Here is a 26130-nt window from a genome sequence, read left to right as displayed (position 1 = left end):
TAGAAGATTCTAAAGGCTTTTTTAGTGTGCTATCATTTATTCTAAAAAGGCAGGTCTCCCGCCGGGTCATCAATATAATCAGTCTCGCTTTTTGGGGTAGTGTGCTCCCCGGTTGCAGGAGTAGGTTCAAAGTCGCTCTTTCTTCCAAGAATAGTAAAGTTTTCTGCAACCACTTCGGTGACGTATTTCTTTATTTTTTCCCTGTCTTCGAAAGAACGTGTTCGCAGCTTACCTTCTATGTAAACCAGCTTGCCCTTTTGCAAATACTTTGAAGCTACTTCGGCCAATCCTCGCCACAATACTATATTGTGCCATTCTGTTTGCTCTATTCTTTTGCCATCCTTGTTATAGGTTTCTGACGTTGCCAAAGGAAAACTGGCAACAGTTACACCACCATCTAAATGTCTGACTTCAGGATCTTTGCCTAAATGTCCAACTAAAATAACTTTGTTAATACCTGACATGAATTCTGTTTTTTCTAATTTACGGAATAAGAGCTCATAAAATTGGTGATCACTTTAGGTTGCGGTAATTCGTCGAACTCATCAAATGTTACCCATTTTATTTCTGCATTCTGATTAAAGTTAATGATATAATTATCTAAAGCAAAAAATTGAACATATATAGTTTGGTGTGTTAGTAAATGTTTTTTTTGTTCCAAAGGCGCGATTGTGCAGTCATTTCCAAAACTACTTTTCACTTGTGATAGAAATTCTTCCTGTATGTTATGGTATTGATCGGGGGTTTCCAGAAGTGGAAAATCATAAAGCTCCTGCCAGATATCACCAGCTGTACGGCGTTTTACGAGGATCTGATCGCTGTTTGTACAAACGAAATAGTTGAAATAACGCGTACGTTTTTTGAGCTTTTTCTCTTTGACAGGCAGGACGTTCACGAGATTATTTCTCCTGGCAAAACAGTCGGCCTGGAGTGGACAAATGCTGCATAAAGGTGATTTTGGCTTACATTGCATTGCGCCAAATTCCATGATAGCCTGGTTATATAAAGAAGGAACTTCTCCGATGATCAGCTCATTGGCCAAAGCAAGAAACTTTTTCTTTCCTTCTGTACTATTTATCGGTGTATCAATTCCAAAATACCGTGAAAGCACCCTAAATACATTGCCATCTACGACTGGCTTAACCTCATCAGCGGCGAAGGATGAAATTGCCGCAGCAGTATAGTCGCCCACCCCCTTCAAGAGAATCAGTTCGTCATACTTAACAGGAAAGATGCCCTTATACTTTTCCTGTATTTGCCGGGCGGTAAACAGCATATTACGACCTCTGGAATAGTAGCCAAGGCCCTGCCACAACTTCAGTACCTGTTCCTCTGTCGCGTTTGCGAAGTCGGATACCGTTGGGTAGGCTTCCAGAAATCTATTAAAATATGGCAATCCCTGCTCTACCCTGGTTTGCTGCAGAATGATTTCCGACAGCCAGATCACATATGGATCTGTTGTTTTTCGCCAGGGCAGGTCCCTTTTATTGTGCAAATACCACTTTGTGATTTCAGTTTGAAAAGCCATAAGTACAAAAATACGCCGTTATTCGTAAAACTTGCAATTCAGTGATAGAAGACTTAACAAATAAATCATCTTTTATTTTCCTATCTCATTAAAAAGCAATACTTTTGCAACCCCAAAACACTTATAAAGTATATAATACATATAAATAAATTAATAGAGAATATGACTAAGGCAGATATTATTTCAGAAATATCAACGAAAACAGGAATTGAAAAGGTAGATGTACAAGAAACCGTTGAAGCATTTTTCAAAGTGATCAAAAACAGTATGATCGGCGGAGAGAATGTATATGTAAGAGGTTTTGGTAGTTTTGTTGTAAAAAAGAGAGCGCAGAAAACTGCTAGAAATATTTCTAAAAACACTGCAATCATTATCCCGGAGCATTTTGTTCCAAGTTTCAAACCAGCAAAAGTATTTGTTGATAAAGTAAAGAACAACTCAAAAAAAGTAAGCGTAGAAGCTTAATCGATTATGCTAAACAGTATCCGATCTAAACAATTAATCATCGTAAGTGCAATAGCTGTGCTTATTGCGTTTTTGTTTACTCGTGATATTAAAGGTTTAGTAAAACCAAAAGAGGAAACCAGTAAAGTTCCTGCAGGCGGACAAATGTCATCATCAGCTGCTGCTCCAGAGCCAATTAATCTGGATGAAGTTTCTACTTCGGCAAAGAATACGATGAATGCCAGTCTTGCCGCAGAAATTACCTCGCTTGAAAACAAGTATAAAGGGGCTGCGGAAGATGAAAAGACCGCTACCGCCAAACTACTTGCTCAGAAGTGGGATGATGTTGAACAAACTATTCCAAGTGCTTTATACCTGGAAATTGTAGCGAACAAGGAACAGACATTAAACAATTGGTTAATCACTGGAGAACGTTTTTTAAAGGCATTTGACAATACAAGAGATAGTTTAATGCAGCCTGCATTATTACAAAAAGCAAATACTGCTTTTAGCAATGCGGTGAAAATAGACTCTACCAGTAACGATGCTAAAACGGGTCTGGGAATTACCATAGTTAATGGAATGGGAATGCCAATGCAGGGTATTGCTATGTTGATGGATGTTGTGAAAAAGGATCCGAAAAATTTAAAAGCCAACATGAGCTTAGGCACATTTGCGATTAAATCGGGTCAATTTGATAAAGCGATCATTCGTTTTAAAGACATCATCGCGATTAAGCCTACTCCGGATGCTTATTTCTATCTGGGTACGGCTTATGAAAACTTAGGCAAAAATACTGAGGCTATTGAAGCTTATGTGAACAGTAAAAAGCTAGCAGCTAACGCTACATTATCTAAATTTATAGATGACAAAGTAGTAGAGCTAAAAAGTAAAAATTAATAAACAGATTTATAAAAATATTTAAATTTTAAAACTATGCCAAGCGGTAAAAAAAGAAAAAGACATAAAATGGCTACCCACAAACGCAAAAAACGTTTAAGAAAAAACAGACATAAGAAAAAATAGTTTTCTTAATGTGATGCACAACAATTAAGGCTAGGATCTGATCGTAGCCTTAATTGTTGATTGCATAGTTTTTTTTTATTGTCCATGTGTTAATAAGGCTGTAAAGCCTTAAAATCTGTAGCTTTTGGTAAAAGAACTAATTATAGATTCCTCTCCATTGGGAGTAACCATAGCTTTAGTTGAAGACAAGCACCTTGTAGAACTTCATAAAGAACAGATCAATAACAACTACGCCGTTGGCGATATTTATTTAGGCCGCATTAAGAAAATTATGCCAGGTCTAAATGCTGCGTTTGTAGATGTTGGTTATGAGAAGGATGCGTTCCTCCATTACTTTGATCTTGGTCCTCAAGTCCAGTCTTTAATAAAGCTAACTAAAATCAAGCGTAACGGCTCTGTTAATGGCACTTTATTGGATAACTTCAAGTTGGAAGGAGACATTAACAAAGCGGGAAAAATTTCTGAGGTAGTAAGTAAAAATCTAGTTTTACCTGTTCAGATCGCCAAAGAACCAATATCGACTAAAGGTCCGCGTTTAAGTTCAGACTTATCAATCGCAGGAAGGTACATTGTACTGGTTCCCTTTTCCAACGTAATCTCTATATCCAAAAAGATTAAAAGCAATACGGAACGTAATCGCTTAAAAAAGATTATTGAAAGTATTAAACCAAAGAATTTTGGAGTAATCATCAGAACTGTTTCTGAGGGGAAGGGTGTTGCTGAGCTTCAGAAAGACTTGTTAGACTCTGTTGCTAAATGGGAAAACTTCATTAAAAAGCTGCCTGAGGCAGAACCGTCTAAGCGTGTCTGGGGTGAAATGGATCGTACATCTACCCTGATAAGAGATATTTTAAGTACTGATTTTACGAATGTTTATGTAAATGACACTAACCTCTTCGAGGATATCCGCTCATATGTACACGAGATCTCTCCTGAAATGGAAAAGATTGTAAAGCTGTACAAACATAAAGAACCAATCTTTGAGCATTTCGGCATAGAGAAGCAGATCAAAAATTCCTTTGGTAAAACTGTTAACCTGGCAGGAGGCGCCTATCTTGTTGTTGAGCATACTGAAGCACTTCACGTCATCGACGTAAATAGTGGAAACAGAACTGCAAGTAAAGAGAATCAGGAAGAAAATGCCTTACAGGTCAATAAAGAGGCGGCAAAAGAAATTGCAAGACAACTGCGTCTGAGAGATATGGGCGGCATTGTTGTGATTGATTTCATTGATATGCACAAGCCTGTAAACCGTAAGATGCTTTTTGATCATCTGAAAGATCTGATGTTGCTGGACCGTGCAAAACACACCATTCTTCCTCCAAGTAAATTTGGGCTCGTTCAGATTACACGTCAGCGTGTAAGACCTGAGATGAACATCGTTACCAGTGAAAAATGTCCGACCTGCGATGGTACAGGAGAGATTAAGGCAAGTATTGTTTTGATGGATGACATTGAAAATAACCTTACCTATATTTTGCAAGAGCAAAACGAAAAAAACATTACGCTTTGTGTACACCCTTACATCGAAGCCTTTATTAAAAAAGGTTTTATTTCCTTACAATGGAAATGGTTCTTTAAATTCGGACAAAGGATAAAGATCAGATCGGTTTCATCATACAACCTGACTGAATTTCATTTCCTTTCTGCAAAGGACGAAGAAATCAAATTATAATTACGATTATAGATTCACGAGTTACGATTTAAGCAAATTGCTTAAATCGTAACTCGTTTTTATTGGAGGTATTTCACTACGGATTACGAACCCATCGTTGTTGAAAATCTTATCCCCTAAATCTAAAACATTAGATTAAAATTCCGACCTTGCGATTGACAATTGACGAATAGGCACTGTACTGAAAATCGTCACTCGTAAATCTAAAATCGTAAATCAATTGGCTAAAACTAAATCAGCATATTTCTGTCAGAGCTGCGGTTATGAATCTGCAAAATGGCTCGGTAAATGTCCCTCTTGTAATGAATGGAATACGTTCGTTGAAGAAATTATTGAAAAAGCAACAACTAAAGTTCCTTCCTGGAAGACAACCGCAGGTAGCCAAAGAATGAGCAAACCGGCAAAAGTTGAAGAAATCCTTTCTATAACAGAAGAAAGGATACTTACCGGTGATCAAGAACTGGACAGGGTACTGGGCGGCGGACTTGTTGCTGGCTCTGTAATCTTAATAGGTGGAGAACCGGGTATAGGAAAATCAACTTTGATGCTTCAGCTCGCGCTAAATATTTCCGGGAAAAAGATCCTGTACATATCCGGAGAAGAAAGCGAACAACAGATTAAGATGCGTGCTGAAAGGATAACCTCCAGCCCGAAAGCAGATTGTTATATCCTTACAGAAACATCCACGCAAAACATATTCAAACAAATAGAGCTACTTGAACCGGATATTTTGGTGGTAGACTCGATACAGACATTGCACTCTGCCCACATTGACTCTACTCCTGGCAGTGTTTCTCAGGTGAGGGAGTGTACTTCAGAACTGCTAAGATTTGCGAAAGAAACAGATACCCCGGTATTTTTAATCGGGCACATCACAAAAGACGGAACTATCGCAGGCCCAAAGATCCTGGAGCATATGGTAGATACTGTTTTACAATTTGAAGGCGATAGGCACCATGTTTACCGAATTTTACGGTCAATAAAGAATCGTTTTGGAGCTGCCGCTGAATTGGGAATCTATGCGATGCACGGTAATGGATTAAGGCAGGTATCTAATCCATCAGAAATTCTATTGTCCCAGCGGAATGAGGAACTCAGCGGCATAGCAATTTCAGCCACTTTAGAGGGCGCGAGACCGATGCTGATAGAAACCCAGGCATTGGTTAGCACCGCTGCCTACGGAACGCCTCAGAGGTCAGCAAATGGCTTTGACACCAAACGAATGAATATGCTCCTCGCTGTTCTTGAAAAAAGGTGTGGGTTCAGGCTTAGCACCCGCGATGTTTTTCTCAATATTGCCGGCGGAATTAAAGTAGAAGATCCCGCCATAGACCTTGCTATTCTGGTAGCCATAATTTCCTCGCATGAGGACATTGCTATCTCTTCAAAGATCTGTTTCGCTGCTGAGGTTGGACTTTCAGGAGAAATAAGAGCGGTGAACAGGATCGAACAAAGAATAACTGAAGCTGAAAAACTAGGGTTTGACAGGATTTTCATTTCGAACTATAACATGAAAGGGCTGATCACAGATAAATATAAAATTGAACTGACTGCTGTAAGCAAGATTGAAGATGTGTTCTCAATACTGTTTGGATAATTTAACTGAGGCAACAAATGCTCAAATCAATGGGTAATTTTGCTATAAATTTCTACATTTTGTGGATATTATTTCCCGGGAATAAAAGATTAGCAGAACCAAAATATGATACAAATAGTTGTATAACAGATAATTACATTAAATTTAAAAATATGGCTTGCTTATTGAATATATCATTGCGTTATGATGCTTATGCATGATAACAAAACAATAGGGATGATTATCCTCGTTATCGTAAGGTAACGAGGATTTTTTTGTTTTAAACGATAAAAGAATTGTAATTTTGAATTGTTAAGAAGGTTCTCCTTTTTAATATTGATTGATAAAACCCTGTTCTCTCCGGAACAGGGTTTCTTTTTTCTGTCATTGTAACAATCTTTAACTACGCTGATCAAAGAGTTTTTAATCCTGAATTTTATATATTTAAAAACTGATAACCTCTTAATTACCAAAAATGATAGTAGCAGCCATAATCATAATTGTATTCCTGATCATTGGAATAGGAATGTACAATTCACTTATCGGAAAAAAGAACCAGGTAACCAACGCTTTTTCCGCAATAGATGTCATGTTAAAAAAACGATTTGACCTGCTGCCTAACCTGGTAGAGACGGTTAAACAATACATGCAATACGAAGGGGATCTATTGACGAAAGTCGTTGAACTCCGCGCCCAGGCAGGCAACAGCAATCTAAGCACTGAGCAAAAATTAGATATAGACAGACAATTAAGTTCGAGCGTAAGAGGGATCATGGTTAATGTCGAAAACTACCCCGACTTAAAGGCCAATCAAAATTTCCTTAACCTGCAGTCTACGTGGACTGAAAGTGAAGAGCAGATTGCCGCAGCCAGAAGAACATATAACGCCGCAGTCACCGATTACAACAATGCCATTATGATGTTCCCAGGAAGTATGTTTGCAGGAATGCTTAACTATCAGCAGATCTCCGTACTTGAGAATACAGAAGAAGAAAGGAAGAACATCAGTGCTAAAGACCTTTTTAATAGTTAATGACAGAGGATACATCAGGCAGCAATGTACTGACCAGCACGTTAGACGAACTTGAAAAACAGCGTAAAGCTGTAGCTGATCTAAAAATCAATAGCTTTATATTTATCGGAGCTGGCATACTATTTTTCGTCTTAGGATTTTTTCTGGCCGATCTGTTTCTTGTAGGGGCGATCCCAGGATTGGCGTCACTTATCTTTGGATTTGTAAAACTCAACAAGGGCAGCCAAATGTTTTCTGAATACAGACATGGGTTTAAACAGAAAGTTATAGCTGTTGCCTTAAAATCTATAGACCAATCTTTAGAAATTGATTACCAGACAGGCCTTTCTGAAGGTAATTTTGTTTCGTCTCAATTGTTTAGCCAAGAGCCTGACAGGTATTCAAGTCAGGATCAAATTCTTGGCTCAGCAGGGAAAACGAGATTTGGTTTTTCTGAGGTACATGCGGAATACAAAACTGAGACTCAAACCAAGAATGGAAAAAGAACAGAATGGCATCAGATCTTTAAAGGCATCATTTTTTGCGCTGATTTCAATAAACATTTTAATGGTGTTACTGTAATTAGACCAAAGGACTTCGGCAGTTCAATCGGAACATGGATCTCCAATAACATCCCCGTTTTTTCATCAAACAGCAGAGAACTCGTAAAATTGGAAAACCCTGATTTTAACAACTGCTTTGTCACCTATTCTACCGACCAGGTAGAAGCACGCTATATCCTTACTCCTGCTATGATGGAGCGACTGTGTGAGCTGGAAAACAAAAGCAAGTATACCATCTCAGTTTCTTTCATAGACACGTATATGTACATCGCCTTTCCCCTGAACAAAGATTACTTTGAACCCCCGCAGTTCAAAACACTTCTTGATCAAGAGTCGCTCAATGCAGACCTCGATGTGATTCGATTTATGTATGGAATCGTTGAGGAGCTTGACCTAAATACCCGGATCTGGGGAAAGCAGTAAAATAAAAAAGTCCCTTTCGGGACTTTATATTATTTAGATAAATACATTGATTTGTCTTTGATCAGCTTCCTAAAGTAAGGGTCTTCAGTGTCTTTAATAAATCTGATGGCCTCACCTGTCGACTTCATTTCCGGCCCCAGCTCTTTAGTTACCTCAGGGAATTTATAGAAAGAGAATACAGGCTCCTTAATCGCATAACCTACCAGTTTACGCTCGATGGTGAAGTCTTTCAACTTGTTTACACCCAGCATTACTTTGGCAGCAATGTTAATGTAAGGAACATCATAAGCCTTAGCAATGAAAGGAACTGTCCTTGATGCCCTTGGATTGGCCTCGATTACATATACTTTCTCATCTTTAACTGCAAACTGGATGTTCAATAATCCAATTACATTTAATGCCCTGGCTATTTTCTTAGAGTAAGTCTCCATGTCGTTCATTACCTTTTCAGACAAACTGAACGGTGGCAATACAGCACTTGAGTCTCCTGAGTGGATACCTGCAGGTTCGATGTGCTCCATTAGCCCGACGATATGTACATCTTCACCATCACAAATCGAATCAGATTCAGTTTCTTCGGCCCTATCCAGGAAGTGGTCAATCAGTACGCGGTTACCAGGCAAATCTCCCAGTAATTTCACAACTGCTTTCTCCAGATCTTCATCGTTAATGACGATACTCATGCCTTGTCCGCCCAGTACATAACTTGGTCTGACAAGCACCGGATAACCTACTTCATTTGCTACACCAATTGCTTCTTCTGCATTTTCTGCGACACCATATTTAGGATAAGGAATCTCCAGTTCTTTTAACAGGTCAGAGAAACGTCCCCTGTCCTCTGCCACATCCATATCGTTATATGATGTACCAATGATCTTAATTCCGTTCTCATGAAGCTTTTCAGCCATTTTAAGCGCCGTTTGTCCGCCAAGCTGAACAATTACTCCAACCGGATTTTCCAGCTCTATGATCTCACGTACATGTTCCCAGAATACAGGCTCGAAGTATAATTTATCAGCCATATTGAAATCTGTAGATACAGTCTCAGGGTTACAGTTGATCATGATCGCCTCAAATCCTGTTTCTTTAGCAGCCAGCAATCCGTGTACACAAGAGTAGTCAAATTCTATACCCTGACCGATACGGTTAGGACCAGAACCAAGCACAATCACTTTCTTTTTATCTGAAGGATGCGATTCATTCTCTTCTTCGAAAGTGGAATAGTAGTAAGGTGTTTGTGCAGCAAACTCCGCAGCACAGGTATCCACCATCTTATAAACACGTCTGATTCCTAATGACTTTCTACGCTCATAAACCTCGTCTTCTGTTACATTTCCAAGCAGATAAGAAATCTGAATGTCAGAGAAGCCTTTTTGCTTCAGCGTGAAGAAGAAATCTTTAGGGATATTATTTAGGGAGTAACGTTTCAATTCTGTTTCCAGCTGAACCAATTCCTGTATTTGTGATAGGAACCATTTATCGATACGCGTAACTTTACGGATTGATTCCAATGGAACGCCCATACTCATGGCATCTTTGATCAGGAATAAACGATTCCAGCTTGGATGTTCAAGACCGTGCATGATCTCTTCAATACTGCGGTTATGTTTACCATCAGCGCCCAAACCCGCTCTGCCGATTTCCAAACTCTGGCAAGCCTTCTGTATGGCTTCTATAAAAGTACGTCCGATGGCCATTACCTCACCTACAGATTTCATCTGCAAGCCCAGTTCTGTATTTGCTCCTTTAAATTTATCGAAGTTCCAGCGGGGAACTTTTACGATAACGTAATCAAGTGTAGGTTCAAAATATGCAGATGTAGTTTTTGTGATTTGATTTTCCAGTTCATCCAGGTTGTAACCGATAGCCAGTTTAGCCGCTATTTTAGCAATTGGATAGCCAGTAGCTTTACTCGCCAGGGCCGATGAACGGGAAACCCTTGGGTTGATCTCGATCGCGATGATCTCATCGTTATCCGGGTTTACAGAGAACTGTACATTGCAACCACCAGCGAAGTTCCCAATCGCACGCATCATTTTGATCGCCTGGTTACGCATATCCTGATAACAACGGTCAGATAATGTCATCGCAGGTGCCACAGTGATAGAATCACCGGTATGTATACCCATTGGATCGAAGTTTTCAATAGAGCAGATGATGATCACATTGTCATTACTGTCTCTCAACAACTCCAGCTCGTATTCTTTCCAACCCAACACTGCTTGCTCTACCAAAACCTCGTGGGTCGGAGAAGCCTCAAGCCCGCGTTTTAAAGCCTGGTCAAACTCTTCTTTCTTGTGTACGAAACCGCCACCAAATCCACCTAGTGTATAAGATGGGCGGATAACCAATGGATAACCAATTTCCTGAGCAGCTTCTTTACCTTCAAGGAAAGAGTTTGCAATTTTTGAAGTAGCAACACCCACACCTATATCAACCATTAACTGGCGGAACGCTTCACGGTTTTCCGTTTTCTCTATTGCAGCAACGTCTACACCGATTACTTTAACTCCGTATTTATCCCAGATCCCCCGTTCAGATGCTTCGATACATAGGTTCAATGCTGTTTGTCCACCCATAGTAGGCAATACGGCATCTATTTTACGTTCTTGCAAAATCTGCTCGATTGAATCTACAGTTAAAGGCCATAGATAAACATGATCGCCAATCACCTTGTCGGTCATAATTGTTGCAGGATTTGAGTTAATTATGGAAACTTCAATTCCCTCTTCTTTTAGAGATAAGGCTGCTTGCGATCCTGAATAATCAAATTCACAGGCCTGACCAATAATAATGGGTCCAGATCCGATAATCAGTACTGAGCGTATGGAGGTGTCTTTAGGCATAAGGCTTTAAAAAGTCTAAAGTATAATTGATGAAAAATATGCTTTGTTATGGACTGGAACAGTCTTGAGATTCCCTTTGATAATCATAAAGAACCCGACTCTTCTGTCGGGATGCAAAGTTACGCTTTTGAACATTAAAAATAAGGCTTTTTTTCAAAAAGGCTTATAAATAAAAAAAGGGGCAAAAACGCCCCCTTTTTAGATTATTTTAAACCAATTATTGCTGAAGTTTGATCTCGCCGACATCAGTAACCGTGCTGTCTATAACAGCTACGTTTTCAACTGAGGTGTCTTTATAAGGCAATTTCCCTTTCACCCAAATCGTATAAGTAGCAGGCTTGACCTCACCAAATCCAAAACTACCATTGCTTATTGTCGTTCTCAACGTATCTGTCGCCGATATGGCGATGACTTCAGTTGCACCATCAGCAGGTACAATAGTTCCTTTTATTCCCCCATTTTTAATAAATGTAAAGGCAAGTATTCCGAGCGCTAATAGCGTAAACACTAAAAGACTTAAACTTAACTTTTTCATAAGGATGGTTGTTTAGCAGATCAGCAGTAATCTCTGATCAGCAGAGTTTAACATAAAATTAATTAGTAGGTGTGTACCATACTCAAATCTCCTCTACTTAAAGACAAGTCAGGCTTGTATTTGTTTTCGAAAATTCAGGAAATAGCCATAAGCAGGTCATCGTTAAGTCACATAAACCTTCTTTTCATTTATTGGCTCAAAGCTTGCACAGTACCAGGTATAATTCAGAATTAAAAAATCCTCTGGTTAGAGGGTAATCTTCATAAATAGTTTGTTTGGTTTATAATCCGGCCGGGAATCTTTCCCTGCCGGATTTTTTTATGCAAATCTGTTTAGTACTTTTGAGCGATGGAATTACTGAAGGATAGTTTTACGCAGCTTTTTATTCAAACAGGAGCGATGGAATGGTGTGGCGTATTTACAGGTATATTGTGTGTATGGCTTGCCGCAAAAAACAACATCTACAGCTGGCCCATCGCAATCATCAGTGTGGTCATCTACATTTTCATCTTCTTCGAGTCTAAGCTGTATGCGGATATGGGCCTTCAGTTTTATTTTTTTTTCATGAACATCTATGGATGGTATTATTGGAGCAAACACAGAAATAACCCAGAGGCATCAAGACCAATCGTAAACATCACTCAAAAGGAGCTATTACTCTCGTTGGTTGGAGTGATCATCTTTACCTTTTTACTGGGACAGCTGTTGTATAAAAACACAAACGCTTCCCTGCCCTATATAGATAGCTTTTGTACGGCGTGCAGTCTGGTAGCTCAAATATTTCTGGCCAGAAAGGTCGTACAAAATTGGCTGATCTGGATTTTTGTAGACATTATATATGTCGGCATGTATATTTATAAAGACCTCTATGCCACCGCAATCATGTATGCACTTTATATTTACATTGCATCCGTTGGTTACTTAGACTGGAAAAAAACTTACCGTGAACAGACCCATTAGAAAAATAGCGATCGTAGGTCCCGAGAGTACAGGCAAATCAACCATTACCCAACAGCTGGCAAAGCACTACAATACGCTGTGGGTTCCGGAATATGCCCGCTATTATTGCGCGGCATTAACCTCGCCCTGCGACCTGCAGGATGAAATAAACATGTTTCACGGACAAGTCGCGCTGGAAGACTCCATTCTTGCGATTGCCGATAAAAACCTGATCTTTTGCGATACCACTTTTCTGACTGTAAAGATTTGGAGCGATGAAGTTTTTGGAGAAACTCCGGAAGTAGTGCTGGATGCGCTCCCAAAATACAATTATGATTTGTACCTGCTCCTGGACATCGACCTCCCCTGGCAGGAAGATCCATTGCGGGACTTCCCTCACAAACGCGAACATTTCATGCAGGTTTGGCACAGTGAACTACAGGCTTTGGGGGCGAATTACAAAGTGATCCACGGTGTCGAAGACAGATTGACCAATGCCATAGTTGCAGTTGATGACTTCCTGCAGCAATCTAAATAAAGCAATTCGACCTAATTTTATTTTTTTTAGGTAACTTTGCCATATCAAATGGGGTGCCTTGTTTCATAAACACAAAAACAGGCTGAGAGTATACCCTTTATAACTGAAAAGTTATAAGCACCTGATCCGGATAATGCCGGCGGAGGGATAAGAGTTATGGAAATTCATTTAAATTCAAAAAAATTGAAAAGATCAATCATCGCAGCATTTGCTGTGCTGCTATTGCCATTGGCATCAATGGCTCAATTCACCATTTCAGGTACTGTATCACAAACAAACGGAAATTTACCGGGCGCGAGCATCAGGATTAAAGGAAAGACTACCGGCACAAATGCCGACGCCAATGGAAATTATAAAATCAGTAACCTGAAAGCAGGAAGCTACACTTTATCAGCGAGTTTCATCGGTTATAAATCCATTGAAAAGATCATCACCCTTTCATCCGACGAGAACATCAACTTTACCCTGGAGCAATCTGCGCTCCTTGCAGATGAAGTAACGGTGCGGGCAACACGTGCAAATGAAAAGTCTGCTACTACTTATAAAAACATCGGCAAGGCTGAAATAGAAGAAAACAACTTCGGACAAGACCTTCCTTTTATTTTAAACAATACTCCCGGCGTCGTGGTAACGTCTGATGCCGGCGCCGGAGTTGGATATACCGGGATCCGAATCAGGGGCAGTGACGCCAGCCGCGTTAACGTGACTGTAAACGGAATTCCTTATAACGACAGTGAAAGCCAGGGCACTTTCTGGGTAAATATGCCTGATTTTGCTTCTTCTGTAGACAATATTCAGATTCAGCGTGGGGTGGGAATATCTACAAACGGTGCTGGTGCTTTTGGCGGAAGTTTGAACATCCAGACCCTATCTTCTTCTGAAATTCCTTACGCGGAAATCAACAATTCATTCGGAACATTTAATACCTTAAAAAACACTGTAAAAGTGGGAACAGGTCTTATCGACAATAAATGGAGCTTTGATGGCCGCTTGTCAAGGATAAAGTCTGATGGTTTTATAGACCGCGGAGCTTCTGATCTAAAATCGTACTTCCTATCGGGCGCTTATCATGGTAAAAACGACTTATTGCGCGTAAATGTATTTTCGGGCACAGAAGAAACTTACCAAGCCTGGAATGGTGTTCCCGAGGCTAAACTAAGAGGAGATCTGGAAGGCTTAAAGGAGCATTACAATAACAATCTTGAATACCTGTACTATACAAAGGCTGATTCCCTGAACCTCTTCAATTCGGACAACCGGACATACAATCAATTTACTTATAAAGACCAGGTAGATAATTACAAACAAAACCACTACCAGGCATTGTATGCAAAACAGTTTAGCGAGCATTTCTCATTCAATGGTGCTTTGCACTATACTGATGGCGAAGGGTATTTCGAGGAATACAAAAACAGTCAGAAGTTTACGAAATACGGACTACCGAACGTTGTCGTAGGTGGAACAACCATCACCAAAACAAACCTGGTGCGTCGTCGCTGGCTAGATAATGACTTCTATGGTTTTACCTATGCTTTCAATTACCAGCCTCAGTCTGATTTGAACTTTACACTTGGCGGTGCTTACAATCAATATAGAGGCAAACATTTTGGAGAAATCACCTGGGCTGAACATGCTTCTACTGCGGCCAATGACCATCATTATTATGATGGAAAAGGCAACAAAGACGATTTCAATACCTTTGGCAAGATAAACTACAATCCTACAGCTCAGTTGAGCCTGTTTGCAGACCTTCAATACAGAAATGTCGCTTACAAAATCAGCGGCACAGATAAGAACCGCAAGGCGCTTGACTTCAACAACAACTATAACTTCTTCAATCCTAAAGTAGGGGCTACTTATTTTATGAATGAGCAAAGCAATGCTTACGCTTCATTTAGTGTAGCCAATAAAGAGCCGAATAGAGATGACTTCACCAATTTAAAAGAAGGCCTTCCCAATCCTAAAGCTGAGCGTTTAAACAACGTAGAAGCTGGATATCGCTTTAAGGATGACCGCTTCAATGCAGGTGCTAATGTCTATGGAATGTTCTACAAAGATCAGTTGATCTTTACTGGAGAGATCAATGAATATTCAGATGCTTATCGTCAGAATGTCGATAAAAGTTATCGTATAGGACTGGAGCTGGATGCGTCTTACACCATCAGTTCTCATTTTGCTGTTAACGCAAATGCTGCTTTTAGCAAAAACAAGATCAAAAACTACATCGATTATGTTTCTGAATATGATGCTAATTTTGACCTGATCAATGTGCAGGCGACAACTTACAAAAACCCTGATATTTCCTTCTCGCCAAATACTGTAGTTTTTGGTGAACTGGTTTACAAACCTCTTGCAGGTTTGGCTGTAGCGCTGCAAAGCAAGTACGTGAGCAAACAGTTCATGGACAATACGCAGAATGAAAGCCGCAAGCTGGATGCCTATTGGGTAAACAATGCCAGACTAGGTTATAATTTCAGTCTGAAAGGGATCAAGAACATCAATGTTGCCTTGCTGGCAAACAACATCCTCAATAAAAAGTACGAGAGTAATGGCTATACCTACAGTTCAATTTATCCATGGGCAACGGTTACCGAAAATTTTTACTTTCCGCAGGCAGGAACTAATTTCTTACTTTCGCTTAATCTGAATTTTTAAAATACATGAAGAAGTTCATCGAAAAACTCCACTTTATTACGCACGATATAGAACAGTACACACACATCGAACAGGCCCAAATAGCCTGCGAATCGGGTGCAAAATGGATCCAGTACCGCTGCCTGACCAAAAGTGACGATGAGCTTTTAAAAGATATCAATGCAATAGCAGAGATCTGTGACGATTGGGGAGCAACTCTAATCGTTACGGATCATATCCACCTAAATGGTAAAGCCGATATCCAGGGTTTTCATATCGAGGATATGGATGCTGATTTTCTTAAGATCAGGGACGAGCTTGGCGAAGCCATTACCATTGGCGGATCATCCAATACACTCGAAGGGCTGATCAGGCTGAATAAAGAAGGGGTTGACTATGCCGGTCTCGGACCATTTTACGAAACCACTACCAAACTAAATGGTTTTCCTTTGCTGGGTATAGATGGTTATCAAACTACGATGCTGAAGTTAAGAGAACACCAAATAGACCTGCCTGTACTTGCCGTCGGGGGCGTCACCATAGAAGACGTGGATGCGCTCATGCAAACCGGCATCTTTGGAATTGCGGCCTCTGCGGCCATCAATCAATCCGAAAATATGAAAGATGCATATGGCTCATTTTATGACAAGATTATGTAATGATATTTTAAGCAGGGTTTTAATATCTTCTCTGCTAACACTTACATTTGTCTAAAATCAATTCCTTTGGACAATACAGATCTCATAGAGAAACCGGATCCATACGCCGCCCTCCGCTACCGGGAGTTTCGTTCCTACCTCGGAATGCGTTTCTTCTTCACATTTGCCTACCAGATGCAGGCAGTGGTCATCGGTTTTCACATCTATCAGCTCACTAAAGACCCACTTGCACTTGCCTTCATCGGGTTGTGCGAGGCCATTCCATCCATTAGCATTGCCTTATATGGCGGCTATGTGGCCGATAAGTCTGAAAAGAGAGGTCTCCTATTAAAGATTTTTAGCGGAGTATTCCTTTGTTCACTGGTGATGCTCATCGTGACCACCAAACAGATGCATGCTTATGTTCCTACCAGCTATATTGTACCAATTATGTATTGTATGATATTTGGAATTGGGATAGCAAGAGGATTTTTCAGCCCTGCTACCTTCTCGTTAATGGCACAGATCATCCCCAAAAAGCTCTATCCAAATTCAAGTACATGGAACAGCTCCAGCTGGCAAATGGCTTCTATCCTGGGTCCAATGGCAGGGGGGCTCATTTATGCTTTCTTTGGAATCACAGTCACCTATATCGTGATCATCAGTTTCATATTCATAGCCTTAGTCTGTATCTTCTTTTTAAAACCTCACCCACCCACATTTATACCTAAGGAAAGTATTGTTAAAAGCCTCACTGAAGGAGTACGATTTGTATTTAAAACAAAGATGATGCTTGGTGCAATGAGCCTGGATCTGTTTTCAGTCTTCTTTGGCGGTGCTGTAGCTTTACTGCCTGTCTTTGCTCATGACATCTTGAAAGTTGGCTCAGAAGGGCTGGGGTTTATGCGCGCTGCAGTATCAAGCGGAGCTGTAATCACTATGCTGGCCATGACTCGCTTTTCTCCAATGAATAAACCCTGGCGAAATCTGCTGATTGCGGTCACTGGTTTCGGAGTGAGTATCATCTGTTTTGGATTGTCCAAAAACTTTTACCTCACGCTTTTATTTCTCTTTGCAGAAGGCGCTTTCGACAGCATCAGTGTAATCATTCGCTCTACCATCATGCAGCTGCTTACACCTGATGAAATGCGCGGACGCGTATCTGCCGTAAACAGCATGTTCATCGGATCTTCCAATGAAATCGGCGCATTTGAATCGGGCCTTACCGCCAAACTCATGCGAACAGTCCCTGCCGTGGTATTTGGCGGCAGCATGACCATAGTAGTAGCGGGAATTACTTATCTGAAGACAAAAGGACTCCTAAAATTAAGCCTCCAGGAAATCAACGAGCAAAAGGTTTAAACTTCCAGCCGCTCGCCAATCTGCTGTCTCCACATGGCATAATATAAACCGTTCAATGCCAGTAAATCCTCATGCTTGCCCTGCTCAATGATATGACCTCTTTCCAGCACAAATATGCGGTCTGCATGACGGATCGTAGATAGCCTGTGCGCGATTAATATCGTGATGTGATTGGTATGTACTGAAATATCCCTGATCGTAGCAGTAATGTCTTCTTCAGTCAAAGAATCCAGTGAGGATGTAGCCTCATCAAACACCAGAATATCTGGTTTTCTTAATAATGCGCGTGCAATAGACAGCCTTTGCTTCTCTCCTCCTGATACTTTTACGCCTCCCTCGCCAATAACTGTATCGAGACCATTGTCAGCTCTGGCCAGCAGGTTATGACAAGCCGCCTGCTGCAATACACGCATACACGCTTCATCTGTGGCCCCTGGTCTTACAAACTGCAGGTTTTCTCTAATTGTGCCTGAAAACAGTTGGGTATCCTGAGTTACAAAGCCAATTTTTTCCCTCAACAGATCCAGATCTATTTCTTTACTCGAAGTGTCATTATAATATACCTCCCCCTCAATTGGCTGATAAAGTCCAACCAACAGCTTCACCAGGGTAGTTTTCCCTGATCCGGACGGTCCAACGAAAGCTATGGTCTCTCCGTTGTGAGTCGTGAAAGAAATGTCGTTAAGTGCATTGTGTTTTCCGGTAAGATGTTTAAAATTAACCCCGTCAAAAGCAAGTTTGGTAATTTTCTCCAACTTCACCGGATTCATTGGCTTCTGGTCTATAGGAGTGCTTAAAATCTTCTTGAAATTGCCCAGCGATACCTCTGCTTCCCTCCAGGTCAGGATCACATTCCCTAATTCCTGCAAGGGTCCAAACAGGAAGAAAGAATAAAACAGGAACGAAAAATACTGTCCCGGCGAAATTGTATTTTCGAAGATGAGGATCAATAAGACCACGACCATCGTACTCCTTACGAAGTTGACCGTCGTACCCTGCACAAAGCTCATGCTACGTACGTATTTTACCTTTCTCAATTCAAGACCCAGAATTTTATAGGTTGTTTTATTCAGGCGGTCTATTTCCTGATTGGCCAGTCCCAAACTCTTTACCAGCTCAATGTTTCTCAAAGATTCTGTTGTAGATCCTGCAAGTGCAGTCGTTTCAGCAACAATACTTTTTTGTATGGTCTTGATCTTTCTGCTCAAAAACCAGCTTACAAAACTAATGATCGGAATTGCCGAGAAGTAGATCAGGGTCACTTTATAGCTTACTGTGACAGAATACACGATCACGAATATCATTCCGATCAGGCTCACAAACAGTATACTGATAAAAGCAGTTATAAACTTCTCTGAGTCCAGGCGTACTTTCTGAAGAATGCCTAAAGTTTCACCACTACGCTGATCCTCGAACACCTGATAAGGCAATTCCAGAGAATGCTTTAGGCCATCTGCATACATCCTCGCACCAACCTTCTGAACGATAATGCTTGTAAAGTAATCCTGAAAGTTCTTGGCAATCCGGGATACCATTGCAGCGCCAATCCCGAGTCCAACCAGCCCCAGAACACCCAATATAAATTCACTCCTGCTCAGCAGGTTCTTTTTTTCTATAAACTGGTCTACAATCCTTCCTGTGATGTAAGGATCGAGCAATGAAAACCCAATATTAATAGCAGCCAGGAATAGTGCCAAAACCACTGTCCATTTATGGTTTTTCAAGTATTCAAGAAGTAATTTCATTAATCTAGTTTTGTTTCTGAGGGATCAAAAATAAAGAAAGGGAATGAAGTACTGACCTCATTCCCTTTAATTTACTTATAGATTATAAATACCCGGCTTATACCGTCATGATATCTTTCTCTTTTGCTTCTGCGTGTTTATCTACTTTCAGAATATAGGCATCCGTGATTTTTTGCACTTCTGCTTCTCCTGTTTTGATTTCATCATCAGAAACGCTTTCGCCTTTTAGCTTTTTAATTTTCTCGTTGGCATCTTTACGGATGTTTCGGACAGTGATACGACCTCTTTCAGCTTCTTCCTTCACTTTCTTGACCAAATCCTTTCTACGCTCTTCAGTCAACGGAGGAACAACCAGACGGATCATAATACCATCATTCTGAGGGTTAATTCCAATATTTGCTTCCATAATCGCACGCTCAATAGGAATAAGCAGAGCTTTTTCCCATGGCTGCAGCAACAAAGTACGTGCATCTGGTGTATTGATGCTTGCAACTTGGCTTAACGGAGTCGGATTTCCATAATAATCAACCATGATACCATCAAGCATACCTGCTGAAGCTTTTCCTGCACGAATTTTCGTCAGTTCCGACTCACAATGTGCAATGGCTTTATCCATTGTAGCCTGAGCGTCCTGTAATTGTTTCTTTATGAGGTCATTCATAATGTATAAAGTTTTTATTTTTTATCTAACGAGTGTTCCTATTTCTTCGCCTCCGGCAATCTTCATGAAGTTACCGGACTTATTCATGTCAAAAACAATAATAGGAAGCTTATTTTCTTCGCAAAGTGTAAAAGCAGTCATGTCCATCACATTCAGTCCTTTGGCATAAACTTCTTTAAAAGATATCTCCGAATACTTCGTCGCAGATGGATCTTTTTCCGGATCTGCCGTATAAATACCATCTACACGTGTACCTTTTAAAACCACATCAGCTTTAATTTCAATCGCACGTAACGCCGCCGCAGAATCTGTAGTAAAGTAAGGATTACCTGTTCCCGCACCGAAGATTACAACGCGGCCTTTTTCGAGGTGACGTACTGCCCTGCGGCGGATAAACGGCTCACAGATCTGCTCCATTTTTATTGCTGTCAGCAATCTGGTCTTAAGGCCTACTTTTTCAAGTGCATCCTGCAATGCCATACTGTTAATTACTGTGGCCAGCATTCCCATATAATCAGCTTGTGCTCTATCCATACCAGACTTTTCTGCACTTAAACCTCTAAAAATATTACCTCCGCCTATCACTATTGCAATTTCAAGGCCTTTGTCATGCACAGCTTTGATGTCTTCGGCATATTGTTTTACAACCTCATTATCAATACCATATTGCTTATCGCCCATCAGCGATTCGCCACTTAACTTCAGTAGAATCCGTTTATACTTCATGGGGCAAACTTAGATAAAATTGCTTTTATTTCCAATGTATTGTTCTCTACACTATGTCTTCGTGTGTTCCCGGCCATCCTTTAAAATCTTACTTAACTCCAGACTATCAGATAAAAATAACAAATCTGCCTTACAACCGGCATTCAAATTACCAATTTTCTGATCCAGGCTCATCAGTTTTGCGGGATTTAAAGATGCCATTCTTAATGCTGCTGCTAACGGCACATCACAATATGAAACACAATTTTGTACTGCTTGTAGCAGGGTAATATTTGAACCCGAAAGCGTGCCTTCCGGCGTAATGAACTTCTCACCCGAAAGCTGATGCTGATAGGGCCCGATACTGCAGGCCGTGACGGCATCAGTAATTAAAAACAACCGGTCCTTCATCAGCTTATAGCTCATCTTTATCACCTCAAAATCTACATGACTGCCATCTGCTATGATACTTGCCATTGCTGTTGGATGGCCAAACACCGCTACCGGCAAGTTTGGTGCCCTGTGGTGTATCGATGGCATGGCGTTGAACAAATGTGTAGTACTCGCAACGCCCTCGTCATAAGCCTTTGTAGCTTCTTCAAAAGTCGCATCGCTGTGCCCCATAGAAAGTACAACTCCCTGATCGAGCAAATAATTAATTACCTCATCATCCTGCAATTCAGCTGCAATGGTCATCATTTTTACTGTGCCATCAGCATGTTCCATCAGGCGTTTTACTTCTTCCAGTGAGGCCTTGCAAATGTATTCCTCAATGTGCGCTCCTTTGCGTTTGGCATTCAGATAAGGGCCTTCCAGGTGCAGGCCTAAAAAGGCATTAGCTTCATTTCTATATGCTTTCGCAGCGATGATTGACTCATGAACTACTTCAGGCGTATTGGTCGCTACGCAAGCTAAAAAACCTGTCGTCCCCTTACTGATCAGATTAGCGTCCATTTGGCGCAATGTTTCCACAGAAGGATAAGCAGAGAACAGATTGCCCCCGCTACCATAAATCTGCAGGTCTATAAAACCCGAAGTAATATAAGCGCCTTCAGCATCAATTTCCTGACTACCTTCCGGTACTTGATTTCCTTGAACATCAATTATTTTTCCTTCTTCAATAAGGATGATATGGTTAGTCACCAGTTCATCCTTCAAAAAGAACTTACCATTCTTTATAGCGATCATAATTGCTAATATAAGGCAAAAAAAAAATCCCTTGAAAACAAGGGACTTTTTAATATCATTAAAAAGAGACTAAGCTCCTAATTGGATACGTTTGAATGCAGTAACAGTTAAACCGTTAGCTGTATCATTTAAGAATTTACGAACATCTTTAGATGAATCTTTCACAAATTCCTGGTTCAATAAAGTACTGTCTTTGTAGAATTTATTCAATTTACCAGCAGCAATTTTCTCAACCATTTCTTCAGGCTTACCTTCAGCACGGATTTGCTCTTTTGCGATTTCAGTTTCACGCTCGATAGTCGTTGCATCAACGTCACCTTTATCTAAAGCAACAGGGCTCATTGCAGCAATTTGCATCGCTACATCTTTACCAGCTTCTTCAACACCTGCAACATCCTGGTTTAAAGCAACCAAAACACCTAAACGGTAGTTACCGTGGATGTAAGGAACAACTTTCTCTCCAGATACAGTTTCGAATTTAGAGATACCGATTTTCTCGCCTATTTTACCAGTGTTCTCGATGATCAGGTCAGATACTTTCTGCCCATCAATTTCAAGACCCAATAATTCTTCCAAAGAAGCCGGGTTTTTCTCAACAGCTAAATCAGCAAATTTATTACCTAAGGCAACGAAATCAGCATTTTTAGCAACGAAATCAGTTTCGCAGTTCAATTCGATAACAATACCGCGTTTGCCATCAGCTGTAGCTTTAGCAATAACAACACCTTCGTTAGAATCACGATCCTGACGAGAAGCTGCAACTTTAGCACCTTTTTTACGTAGATAATCAACTGCCGCTTCAAAATCACCGTTAGCTTCGATCAAAGCTTTTTTGCAGTCCATCATACCAGCACCAGTTTGTTGGCGCAATTTGTTTACATCTGCTGCAGAAATTTGTACTGTAGACATTTTATTTCTTTTTAAGTTTTTATCAAAAATTATGGGTTGTATAAGATTGTTGTAAGTATTAAACCCTCAACGCACCAATACAACCCAATATTATATTATTTAAGCTTCTTCGCTTGTACCTTCTTCAGTATCAGCTTCAACTTTTTTTCTTCTTGCACCAGGAGCAGCAGCTTCAGGAGCATCAGCAGCAGCTTTAGCAGCTACAGCTTCTTTTTCAGTTTCCTCGTCTTTTTCGCGTTTGCGCTCGTCTAAACCTTCTTCAATTGCTTTGATGATTACATCAGTAATTAAAGAGATAGATTTAGTAGCATCATCATTCGCAGGGATTGGGAAATCGATGTTAGAAGGATCAGAGTTAGTATCTACCATTGCAAAAGTTGGAATGTTCAATTTCAACGCTTCGCTAACAGCAATGTGTTCTTTTTTAACGTCAATTAAAAAGATAGCAGCAGGTAAACGGTTTAAATCCGCGATACCACCTAATAAGCTTTCCAATTTGATACGCTCACGCTGAATCATTAAACGCTCCTTTTTAGAAAGGATTGAATATGTACCGTCCTTAGTCATTTTATCGATGGTAACCATCTTCTTGATTGACTTACGTACAGTAGCAAAGTTAGTCAACATACCACCTAACCAACGCTCGGTTACGAAAGGCATGTTTACTTTTTTTGCTTGCTCAGCAACGATTTCTTTAGCTTGTTTCTTAGTAGCTACGAAAAGAATCTTACGACCAGATTTAACGATCTGTTTGATTGCTGAAGCAGCTTCTTCAGTTTTAGTTAAAGTTTTATTTAAATCTATAATGTGGATACCATTGCGTTCCATAAAAATATATGGTGCCATTTTTGGGTTCCATTTACGGGTAAGGTGACCAAAGTGTACACCTGCATCCAATAAGTCTTGATATGTAGTTCTTGCCATTGTTTTGTCTCCTTAAGATTAACGTTTACTGAATTGGAATTTCTTACGTGCTTTCTTACGTCCTGGTTTCTTACGCTCAACCATACGCATATCACGGGTCATTAACCCTTTAGCGCGCAATGCTGGTTTTTTCTCAGCATCTAATTCAACGATAGCCTTAGCGATAGCTAAACGAACAGCTTCTGCCTGACCTTTGATACCACCACCTGCTACATTTACATTTACATCATATTGACCTGTCAATTCTGAAACTTCGAATGATTGGTTAACGATGTATTGCAAAGGCAACGTTGGGAAATATACTTTATGATCTTTACCGTTTACGGTAATAGTACCATTGCCCTCTTTTAAATAGATACGAGCAACAGCAGTTTTTCTTCTTCCTGAAGTATTTGTAACTGACATTTCTTCTTAATTAAAGTGTAATGGTTTTTGGTGATTGTGCTGCGTGAGGATGCTCAGTACCTGCATAAACATAAAGGTTGGTGTATAATTTCGCACCAAGCTTAGTTTTAGGTAACATACCACGAACCGCTTTCTCGATAACACGCTTAGGATGTTTCGCCATTAACTCTTTAGGAGAAATGAAGCGCTGACCCCCTGGATAACCAGTGTAAGAAGTATAAACTTTATCAGTAAATTTACTTCCGGTCAACTTAACCTTGTCTGCATTAATAACGATAACGTTATCTCCGCAGTCTACGTGTGGGGTGTACTCAGGCTTGTTTTTACCACGGATGATCATAGCGATCTTCGATGACAAGCGCCCCAAAATCTCGCCTTGTGCGTCAACAACAACCCACTGTTTATTAACAGTTTTTGCATTGGCAGAGACAGTTTTGTAACTTAACGTATTCACTTGCTTGTATTTAATTTGTTTAACAATTATTTATTCCCCTCAATTTTAGGGACTGCAAAGATAGTGTAATATCTTTAATTGTCAAACACTTGGAGAGAAAAAACCCAGATATCCGCTAAATATTTTCTTCAGCCCTTTCTATTGCATCAGGTTGTATTGCCAGGCGGTATTTCTCCTCATTAAAGTCGTTTTCGCTTTTCGCTATCACCACAGCCGCAATTCCGTTACCTATAAGGTTCGTAATCGCCCTGGCTTCCGACATGAATCGGTCTACTCCCAGAAGAATCACAATATGCTCCACCGGCATAATCTTCAGCGCGGTTAATGTAGATGCCAATACAATAAACCCGCTTCCTGTAACTCCTGCAGCCCCCTTCGATGTCACCATAAGTACTGCCAGAACAGTGATCTGCTGCCATATGGATAAATCAATATTAAACACCTGGCAAAGAAATATCACGGCCATAGAAAGATAAATTGCTGTTCCGTCAAGATTGAATGAATAACCCGTAGGAATCACCAGGCCAACAATTGATTTCTTACATCCAAAAGCTTCCATTTTCTGCATCATACTGGGCAAAGCAGACTCAGAGGAAGAAGTACCCAATACAATTAAGATCTCCTGTCTGATATACTTTAAATAGCTCCACAAACTAAATTTGTAATACCTACATATGGCATTTAATACCACAAAAATGAAAAGGAAGCAGGTAAGATAAACCGAGCCATAAGTCCCCACACTATATGCCATTCCACCGAATGCCCCGATTGGAGCCAGACGCATGACGATCTTCATGATGTTAAAAAATACTTTCGATAGTTTATCGAATGACTGCAGCAAAAGCAAAGCCTTGCCACCTACCATGCCTACTTTTTTTCATATCTCCCATATGCGCAATTCCAAGTACTATAGTCAGGAATATGATTGGGGCGATCAGCATATTGATGGTATTGATGAAGGTCTGGCTGATCAGCTTTGCATGCGGCGCGAATCCCGGAACAAAAGCACCAGTTAAGATACCCAATGTAATTGCAAGCAGCACCTGGAAAGTAAGATTTGAAAATAAAGCTTTCATCAGGCGATGATTAGGAAATTTTCGCTATAAACAAGAAAAGCCTGTAGTTTTAGCTACAGGCTTTCTTTAAGATTTGGCACCGACCTACTCTCCCACGTGTTACCGCAGTACCATCGGCTCTGGTGGGCTTAACTTCTCTGTTCGGAATGGGAAGAGGTGGACACCACCGATATAGGCACCTAAATATTTTTAATGTTATTTAGTTGTATATCTCTGTATCGCTTTGCAGCAGTACAGGCTTTATATTTCAACATATAACAATGACATATTATTGAAAGAAGTTAAGTTAGGAAGAACAAACAACAGTTTACTGCTCTTGAAAGC

Annotated in this window: 25 protein-coding genes and 1 rRNA gene; 11 read left to right on the top strand and 15 right to left on the bottom strand. The window is 40.4% G+C overall.

The annotated features are described in order from the left end of the window. Positions 1–41 precede the first annotated feature (41 nt). Complete coding sequence (locus FA047_RS19710) at positions 42–464, bottom strand: single-stranded DNA-binding protein (RefSeq protein ID WP_136837814.1); 423 nt, start codon at positions 462–464, stop codon at positions 42–44. A 14-nt stretch (positions 465–478) separates the two neighbouring features. After that, a complete protein-coding gene (gene mutY / locus FA047_RS19705) occupies positions 479–1528 on the bottom strand; it encodes an A/G-specific adenine glycosylase (protein ID WP_136837813.1) in 1050 nt (349 codons plus the stop codon). 162 nt (positions 1529–1690) lie between these two features. On the opposite strand from mutY, the gene FA047_RS19700 reads away from it, so the two are divergent. The 6 genes from FA047_RS19700 to FA047_RS19675 all read left to right on the top strand — a co-directional run bounded on the left by FA047_RS19700 (position 1691) and on the right by FA047_RS19675 (position 8247). Further along, positions 1691–1993 carry an HU family DNA-binding protein gene (locus FA047_RS19700; protein WP_008240139.1) on the top strand — a complete coding sequence of 101 codons (303 nt, stop codon included), beginning with the start codon at positions 1691–1693 and terminating at the stop codon, positions 1991–1993. Positions 1994–1999: 6 nt separating this feature from the next. Further along, complete coding sequence (locus FA047_RS19695; protein ID WP_136837812.1) at positions 2000–2872, top strand: tetratricopeptide repeat protein; 873 nt, start codon at positions 2000–2002, stop codon at positions 2870–2872. A 250-nt stretch (positions 2873–3122) separates the two neighbouring features. Next, positions 3123–4673 (top strand): Rne/Rng family ribonuclease, encoded by a 1551-nt coding sequence (locus tag FA047_RS19690; RefSeq protein WP_136837811.1) that lies wholly within the window; start codon positions 3123–3125, stop codon positions 4671–4673. Positions 4674–4893: 220 nt separating this feature from the next. Continuing rightward, positions 4894–6270 (top strand): DNA repair protein RadA, encoded by a 1377-nt coding sequence (radA, locus tag FA047_RS19685; RefSeq protein WP_136837810.1) that lies wholly within the window; start codon positions 4894–4896, stop codon positions 6268–6270. A gap of 454 nt (positions 6271–6724) precedes the next feature. After that, the gene (locus FA047_RS19680) at positions 6725–7282 is read left to right on the top strand and encodes a LemA family protein (protein WP_136837809.1); all 558 of its coding nucleotides are present in this window, start codon (positions 6725–6727) and stop codon (positions 7280–7282) included. Next, a complete protein-coding gene (locus FA047_RS19675; protein WP_136837808.1) occupies positions 7282–8247 on the top strand; it encodes a DUF3137 domain-containing protein in 966 nt (321 codons plus the stop codon). The genes FA047_RS19680 and FA047_RS19675 overlap by 1 nt, the downstream gene beginning before the upstream one ends. Positions 8248–8276: 29 nt before the next feature. Here the strand turns inward: FA047_RS19675 and carB are convergent, their stop codons facing one another. Then, positions 8277–11093 carry a carbamoyl-phosphate synthase large subunit gene (carB, locus tag FA047_RS19670; RefSeq protein ID WP_136837807.1) on the bottom strand — a complete coding sequence of 939 codons (2817 nt, stop codon included), beginning with the start codon at positions 11091–11093 and terminating at the stop codon, positions 8277–8279. Between the two features lie 217 nt (positions 11094–11310). Continuing rightward, positions 11311–11628 (bottom strand): carboxypeptidase regulatory-like domain-containing protein, encoded by a 318-nt coding sequence (locus FA047_RS19665; RefSeq protein WP_136837806.1) that lies wholly within the window; start codon positions 11626–11628, stop codon positions 11311–11313. A gap of 348 nt (positions 11629–11976) precedes the next feature. Between FA047_RS19665 and pnuC the strand changes: the two genes are divergently transcribed. The 5 genes from pnuC (at position 11977) to FA047_RS19640 (ending at position 17739) form a co-directional block, all read left to right on the top strand. Continuing rightward, complete coding sequence (gene pnuC / locus FA047_RS19660; RefSeq protein WP_205943359.1) at positions 11977–12588, top strand: nicotinamide riboside transporter PnuC; 612 nt, start codon at positions 11977–11979, stop codon at positions 12586–12588. Continuing rightward, the gene (locus tag FA047_RS19655) at positions 12572–13105 is read left to right on the top strand and encodes an AAA family ATPase (RefSeq protein WP_136837805.1); all 534 of its coding nucleotides are present in this window, start codon (positions 12572–12574) and stop codon (positions 13103–13105) included. The genes pnuC and FA047_RS19655 overlap by 17 nt, the downstream gene beginning before the upstream one ends. A gap of 183 nt (positions 13106–13288) precedes the next feature. Further along, complete coding sequence (locus FA047_RS19650) at positions 13289–15760, top strand: TonB-dependent receptor (RefSeq protein ID WP_317130924.1); 2472 nt, start codon at positions 13289–13291, stop codon at positions 15758–15760. Positions 15761–15765: 5 nt separating this feature from the next. Next, positions 15766–16398: a thiamine phosphate synthase gene (locus FA047_RS19645; RefSeq protein WP_136837803.1), complete on the top strand. Its 633-nt coding sequence runs from the start codon at positions 15766–15768 to the stop codon at positions 16396–16398. A gap of 66 nt (positions 16399–16464) precedes the next feature. Beyond that, positions 16465–17739, top strand: coding sequence for an MFS transporter (locus tag FA047_RS19640; protein ID WP_225872802.1), 1275 nt, complete (start codon positions 16465–16467; stop codon positions 17737–17739). Here FA047_RS19640 and FA047_RS19635 read toward each other — a convergent pair. The 11 genes from FA047_RS19635 to rrf all read right to left on the bottom strand — a co-directional run bounded on the left by FA047_RS19635 (position 17736) and on the right by rrf (position 25989). Then, complete coding sequence (locus FA047_RS19635) at positions 17736–19484, bottom strand: ABC transporter ATP-binding protein (protein WP_136837801.1); 1749 nt, start codon at positions 19482–19484, stop codon at positions 17736–17738. The genes FA047_RS19640 and FA047_RS19635 overlap by 4 nt on opposite strands. A gap of 97 nt (positions 19485–19581) precedes the next feature. Beyond that, positions 19582–20145, bottom strand: a complete 564-nt coding sequence (gene frr / locus FA047_RS19630) for a ribosome recycling factor (RefSeq protein ID WP_136837800.1) — start codon at positions 20143–20145, stop codon at positions 19582–19584. Between the two features lie 21 nt (positions 20146–20166). After that, positions 20167–20871: a UMP kinase gene (gene pyrH, locus FA047_RS19625; protein ID WP_136837799.1), complete on the bottom strand. Its 705-nt coding sequence runs from the start codon at positions 20869–20871 to the stop codon at positions 20167–20169. A 51-nt stretch (positions 20872–20922) separates the two neighbouring features. After that, a complete protein-coding gene (gene nagA / locus FA047_RS19620) occupies positions 20923–22038 on the bottom strand; it encodes an N-acetylglucosamine-6-phosphate deacetylase (RefSeq protein WP_136837798.1) in 1116 nt (371 codons plus the stop codon). 69 nt (positions 22039–22107) lie between these two features. Next, the gene (tsf, locus tag FA047_RS19615) at positions 22108–22947 is read right to left on the bottom strand and encodes a translation elongation factor Ts (protein ID WP_136837797.1); all 840 of its coding nucleotides are present in this window, start codon (positions 22945–22947) and stop codon (positions 22108–22110) included. 99 nt (positions 22948–23046) lie between these two features. Beyond that, positions 23047–23871 carry a 30S ribosomal protein S2 gene (rpsB, locus tag FA047_RS19610; RefSeq protein ID WP_136837796.1) on the bottom strand — a complete coding sequence of 275 codons (825 nt, stop codon included), beginning with the start codon at positions 23869–23871 and terminating at the stop codon, positions 23047–23049. 18 nt (positions 23872–23889) lie between these two features. Beyond that, entirely contained in the window at positions 23890–24276 is a 387-nt protein-coding gene (gene rpsI, locus FA047_RS19605; protein WP_069378174.1) for a 30S ribosomal protein S9, read from the bottom strand. A 10-nt stretch (positions 24277–24286) separates the two neighbouring features. Next, positions 24287–24730, bottom strand: a complete 444-nt coding sequence (gene rplM / locus FA047_RS19600; protein ID WP_136837795.1) for a 50S ribosomal protein L13 — start codon at positions 24728–24730, stop codon at positions 24287–24289. Between the two features lie 115 nt (positions 24731–24845). Further along, positions 24846–25595 carry a cation:dicarboxylate symporter family transporter gene (locus FA047_RS19595; protein ID WP_317130923.1) on the bottom strand — a complete coding sequence of 250 codons (750 nt, stop codon included), beginning with the start codon at positions 25593–25595 and terminating at the stop codon, positions 24846–24848. After that, entirely contained in the window at positions 25552–25806 is a 255-nt protein-coding gene (locus FA047_RS21070; protein WP_317130922.1) for a cation:dicarboxylate symporter family transporter, read from the bottom strand. The genes FA047_RS19595 and FA047_RS21070 overlap by 44 nt, the downstream gene beginning before the upstream one ends. Before the next feature lie 71 nt (positions 25807–25877). Continuing rightward, a 5S ribosomal RNA gene (gene rrf, locus FA047_RS19590) occupies positions 25878–25989 on the bottom strand. Between the last annotated feature and the right edge of the window lie 141 nt (positions 25990–26130).

Source organism: Pedobacter frigoris (assembly GCF_005116445.1).
GTDB classification, from domain to species: domain Bacteria; phylum Bacteroidota; class Bacteroidia; order Sphingobacteriales; family Sphingobacteriaceae; genus Pedobacter; species Pedobacter frigoris.
Note: the sequence above shows the minus strand (reverse complement) of the source record. Positions and strands in the feature narration are given on the sequence as shown.

Bases quoted from the DNA above. Each gene is read 5' to 3' on its own strand.
- FA047_RS19710 (WP_136837814.1), bottom strand. From the start codon at position 464: ATGTCAGGTATTAACAAAGTTATTTTAGTTGGACATTTAGGCAAAGAT.
- mutY (WP_136837813.1), bottom strand. From the start codon at position 1,528: ATGGCTTTTCAAACTGAAATCACAAAGTGGTATTTGCACAATAAAAGG.
- FA047_RS19700 (WP_008240139.1), top strand. From the start codon at position 1,691: ATGACTAAGGCAGATATTATTTCAGAAATATCAACGAAAACAGGAATT.
- FA047_RS19695 (WP_136837812.1), top strand. From the start codon at position 2,000: ATGCTAAACAGTATCCGATCTAAACAATTAATCATCGTAAGTGCAATA.
- FA047_RS19680 (WP_136837809.1), top strand. From the start codon at position 6,725: ATGATAGTAGCAGCCATAATCATAATTGTATTCCTGATCATTGGAATA.
- FA047_RS19675 (WP_136837808.1), top strand. From the start codon at position 7,282: ATGACAGAGGATACATCAGGCAGCAATGTACTGACCAGCACGTTAGAC.
- carB (WP_136837807.1), bottom strand. From the start codon at position 11,093: ATGCCTAAAGACACCTCCATACGCTCAGTACTGATTATCGGATCTGGA.
- FA047_RS19665 (WP_136837806.1), bottom strand. From the start codon at position 11,628: ATGAAAAAGTTAAGTTTAAGTCTTTTAGTGTTTACGCTATTAGCGCTC.
- pnuC (WP_205943359.1), top strand. From the start codon at position 11,977: ATGGAATTACTGAAGGATAGTTTTACGCAGCTTTTTATTCAAACAGGA.
- FA047_RS19645 (WP_136837803.1), top strand. From the start codon at position 15,766: ATGAAGAAGTTCATCGAAAAACTCCACTTTATTACGCACGATATAGAA.
- FA047_RS19635 (WP_136837801.1), bottom strand. From the start codon at position 19,484: ATGAAATTACTTCTTGAATACTTGAAAAACCATAAATGGACAGTGGTT.
- frr (WP_136837800.1), bottom strand. From the start codon at position 20,145: ATGAATGACCTCATAAAGAAACAATTACAGGACGCTCAGGCTACAATG.
- pyrH (WP_136837799.1), bottom strand. From the start codon at position 20,871: ATGAAGTATAAACGGATTCTACTGAAGTTAAGTGGCGAATCGCTGATG.
- nagA (WP_136837798.1), bottom strand. From the start codon at position 22,038: ATGATCGCTATAAAGAATGGTAAGTTCTTTTTGAAGGATGAACTGGTG.
- tsf (WP_136837797.1), bottom strand. From the start codon at position 22,947: ATGTCTACAGTACAAATTTCTGCAGCAGATGTAAACAAATTGCGCCAA.
- rpsB (WP_136837796.1), bottom strand. From the start codon at position 23,871: ATGGCAAGAACTACATATCAAGACTTATTGGATGCAGGTGTACACTTT.
- rpsI (WP_069378174.1), bottom strand. From the start codon at position 24,276: ATGTCAGTTACAAATACTTCAGGAAGAAGAAAAACTGCTGTTGCTCGT.
- FA047_RS19595 (WP_317130923.1), bottom strand. From the start codon at position 25,595: ATGGTAGGTGGCAAGGCTTTGCTTTTGCTGCAGTCATTCGATAAACTA.
- FA047_RS21070 (WP_317130922.1), bottom strand. From the start codon at position 25,806: ATGAAAGCTTTATTTTCAAATCTTACTTTCCAGGTGCTGCTTGCAATT.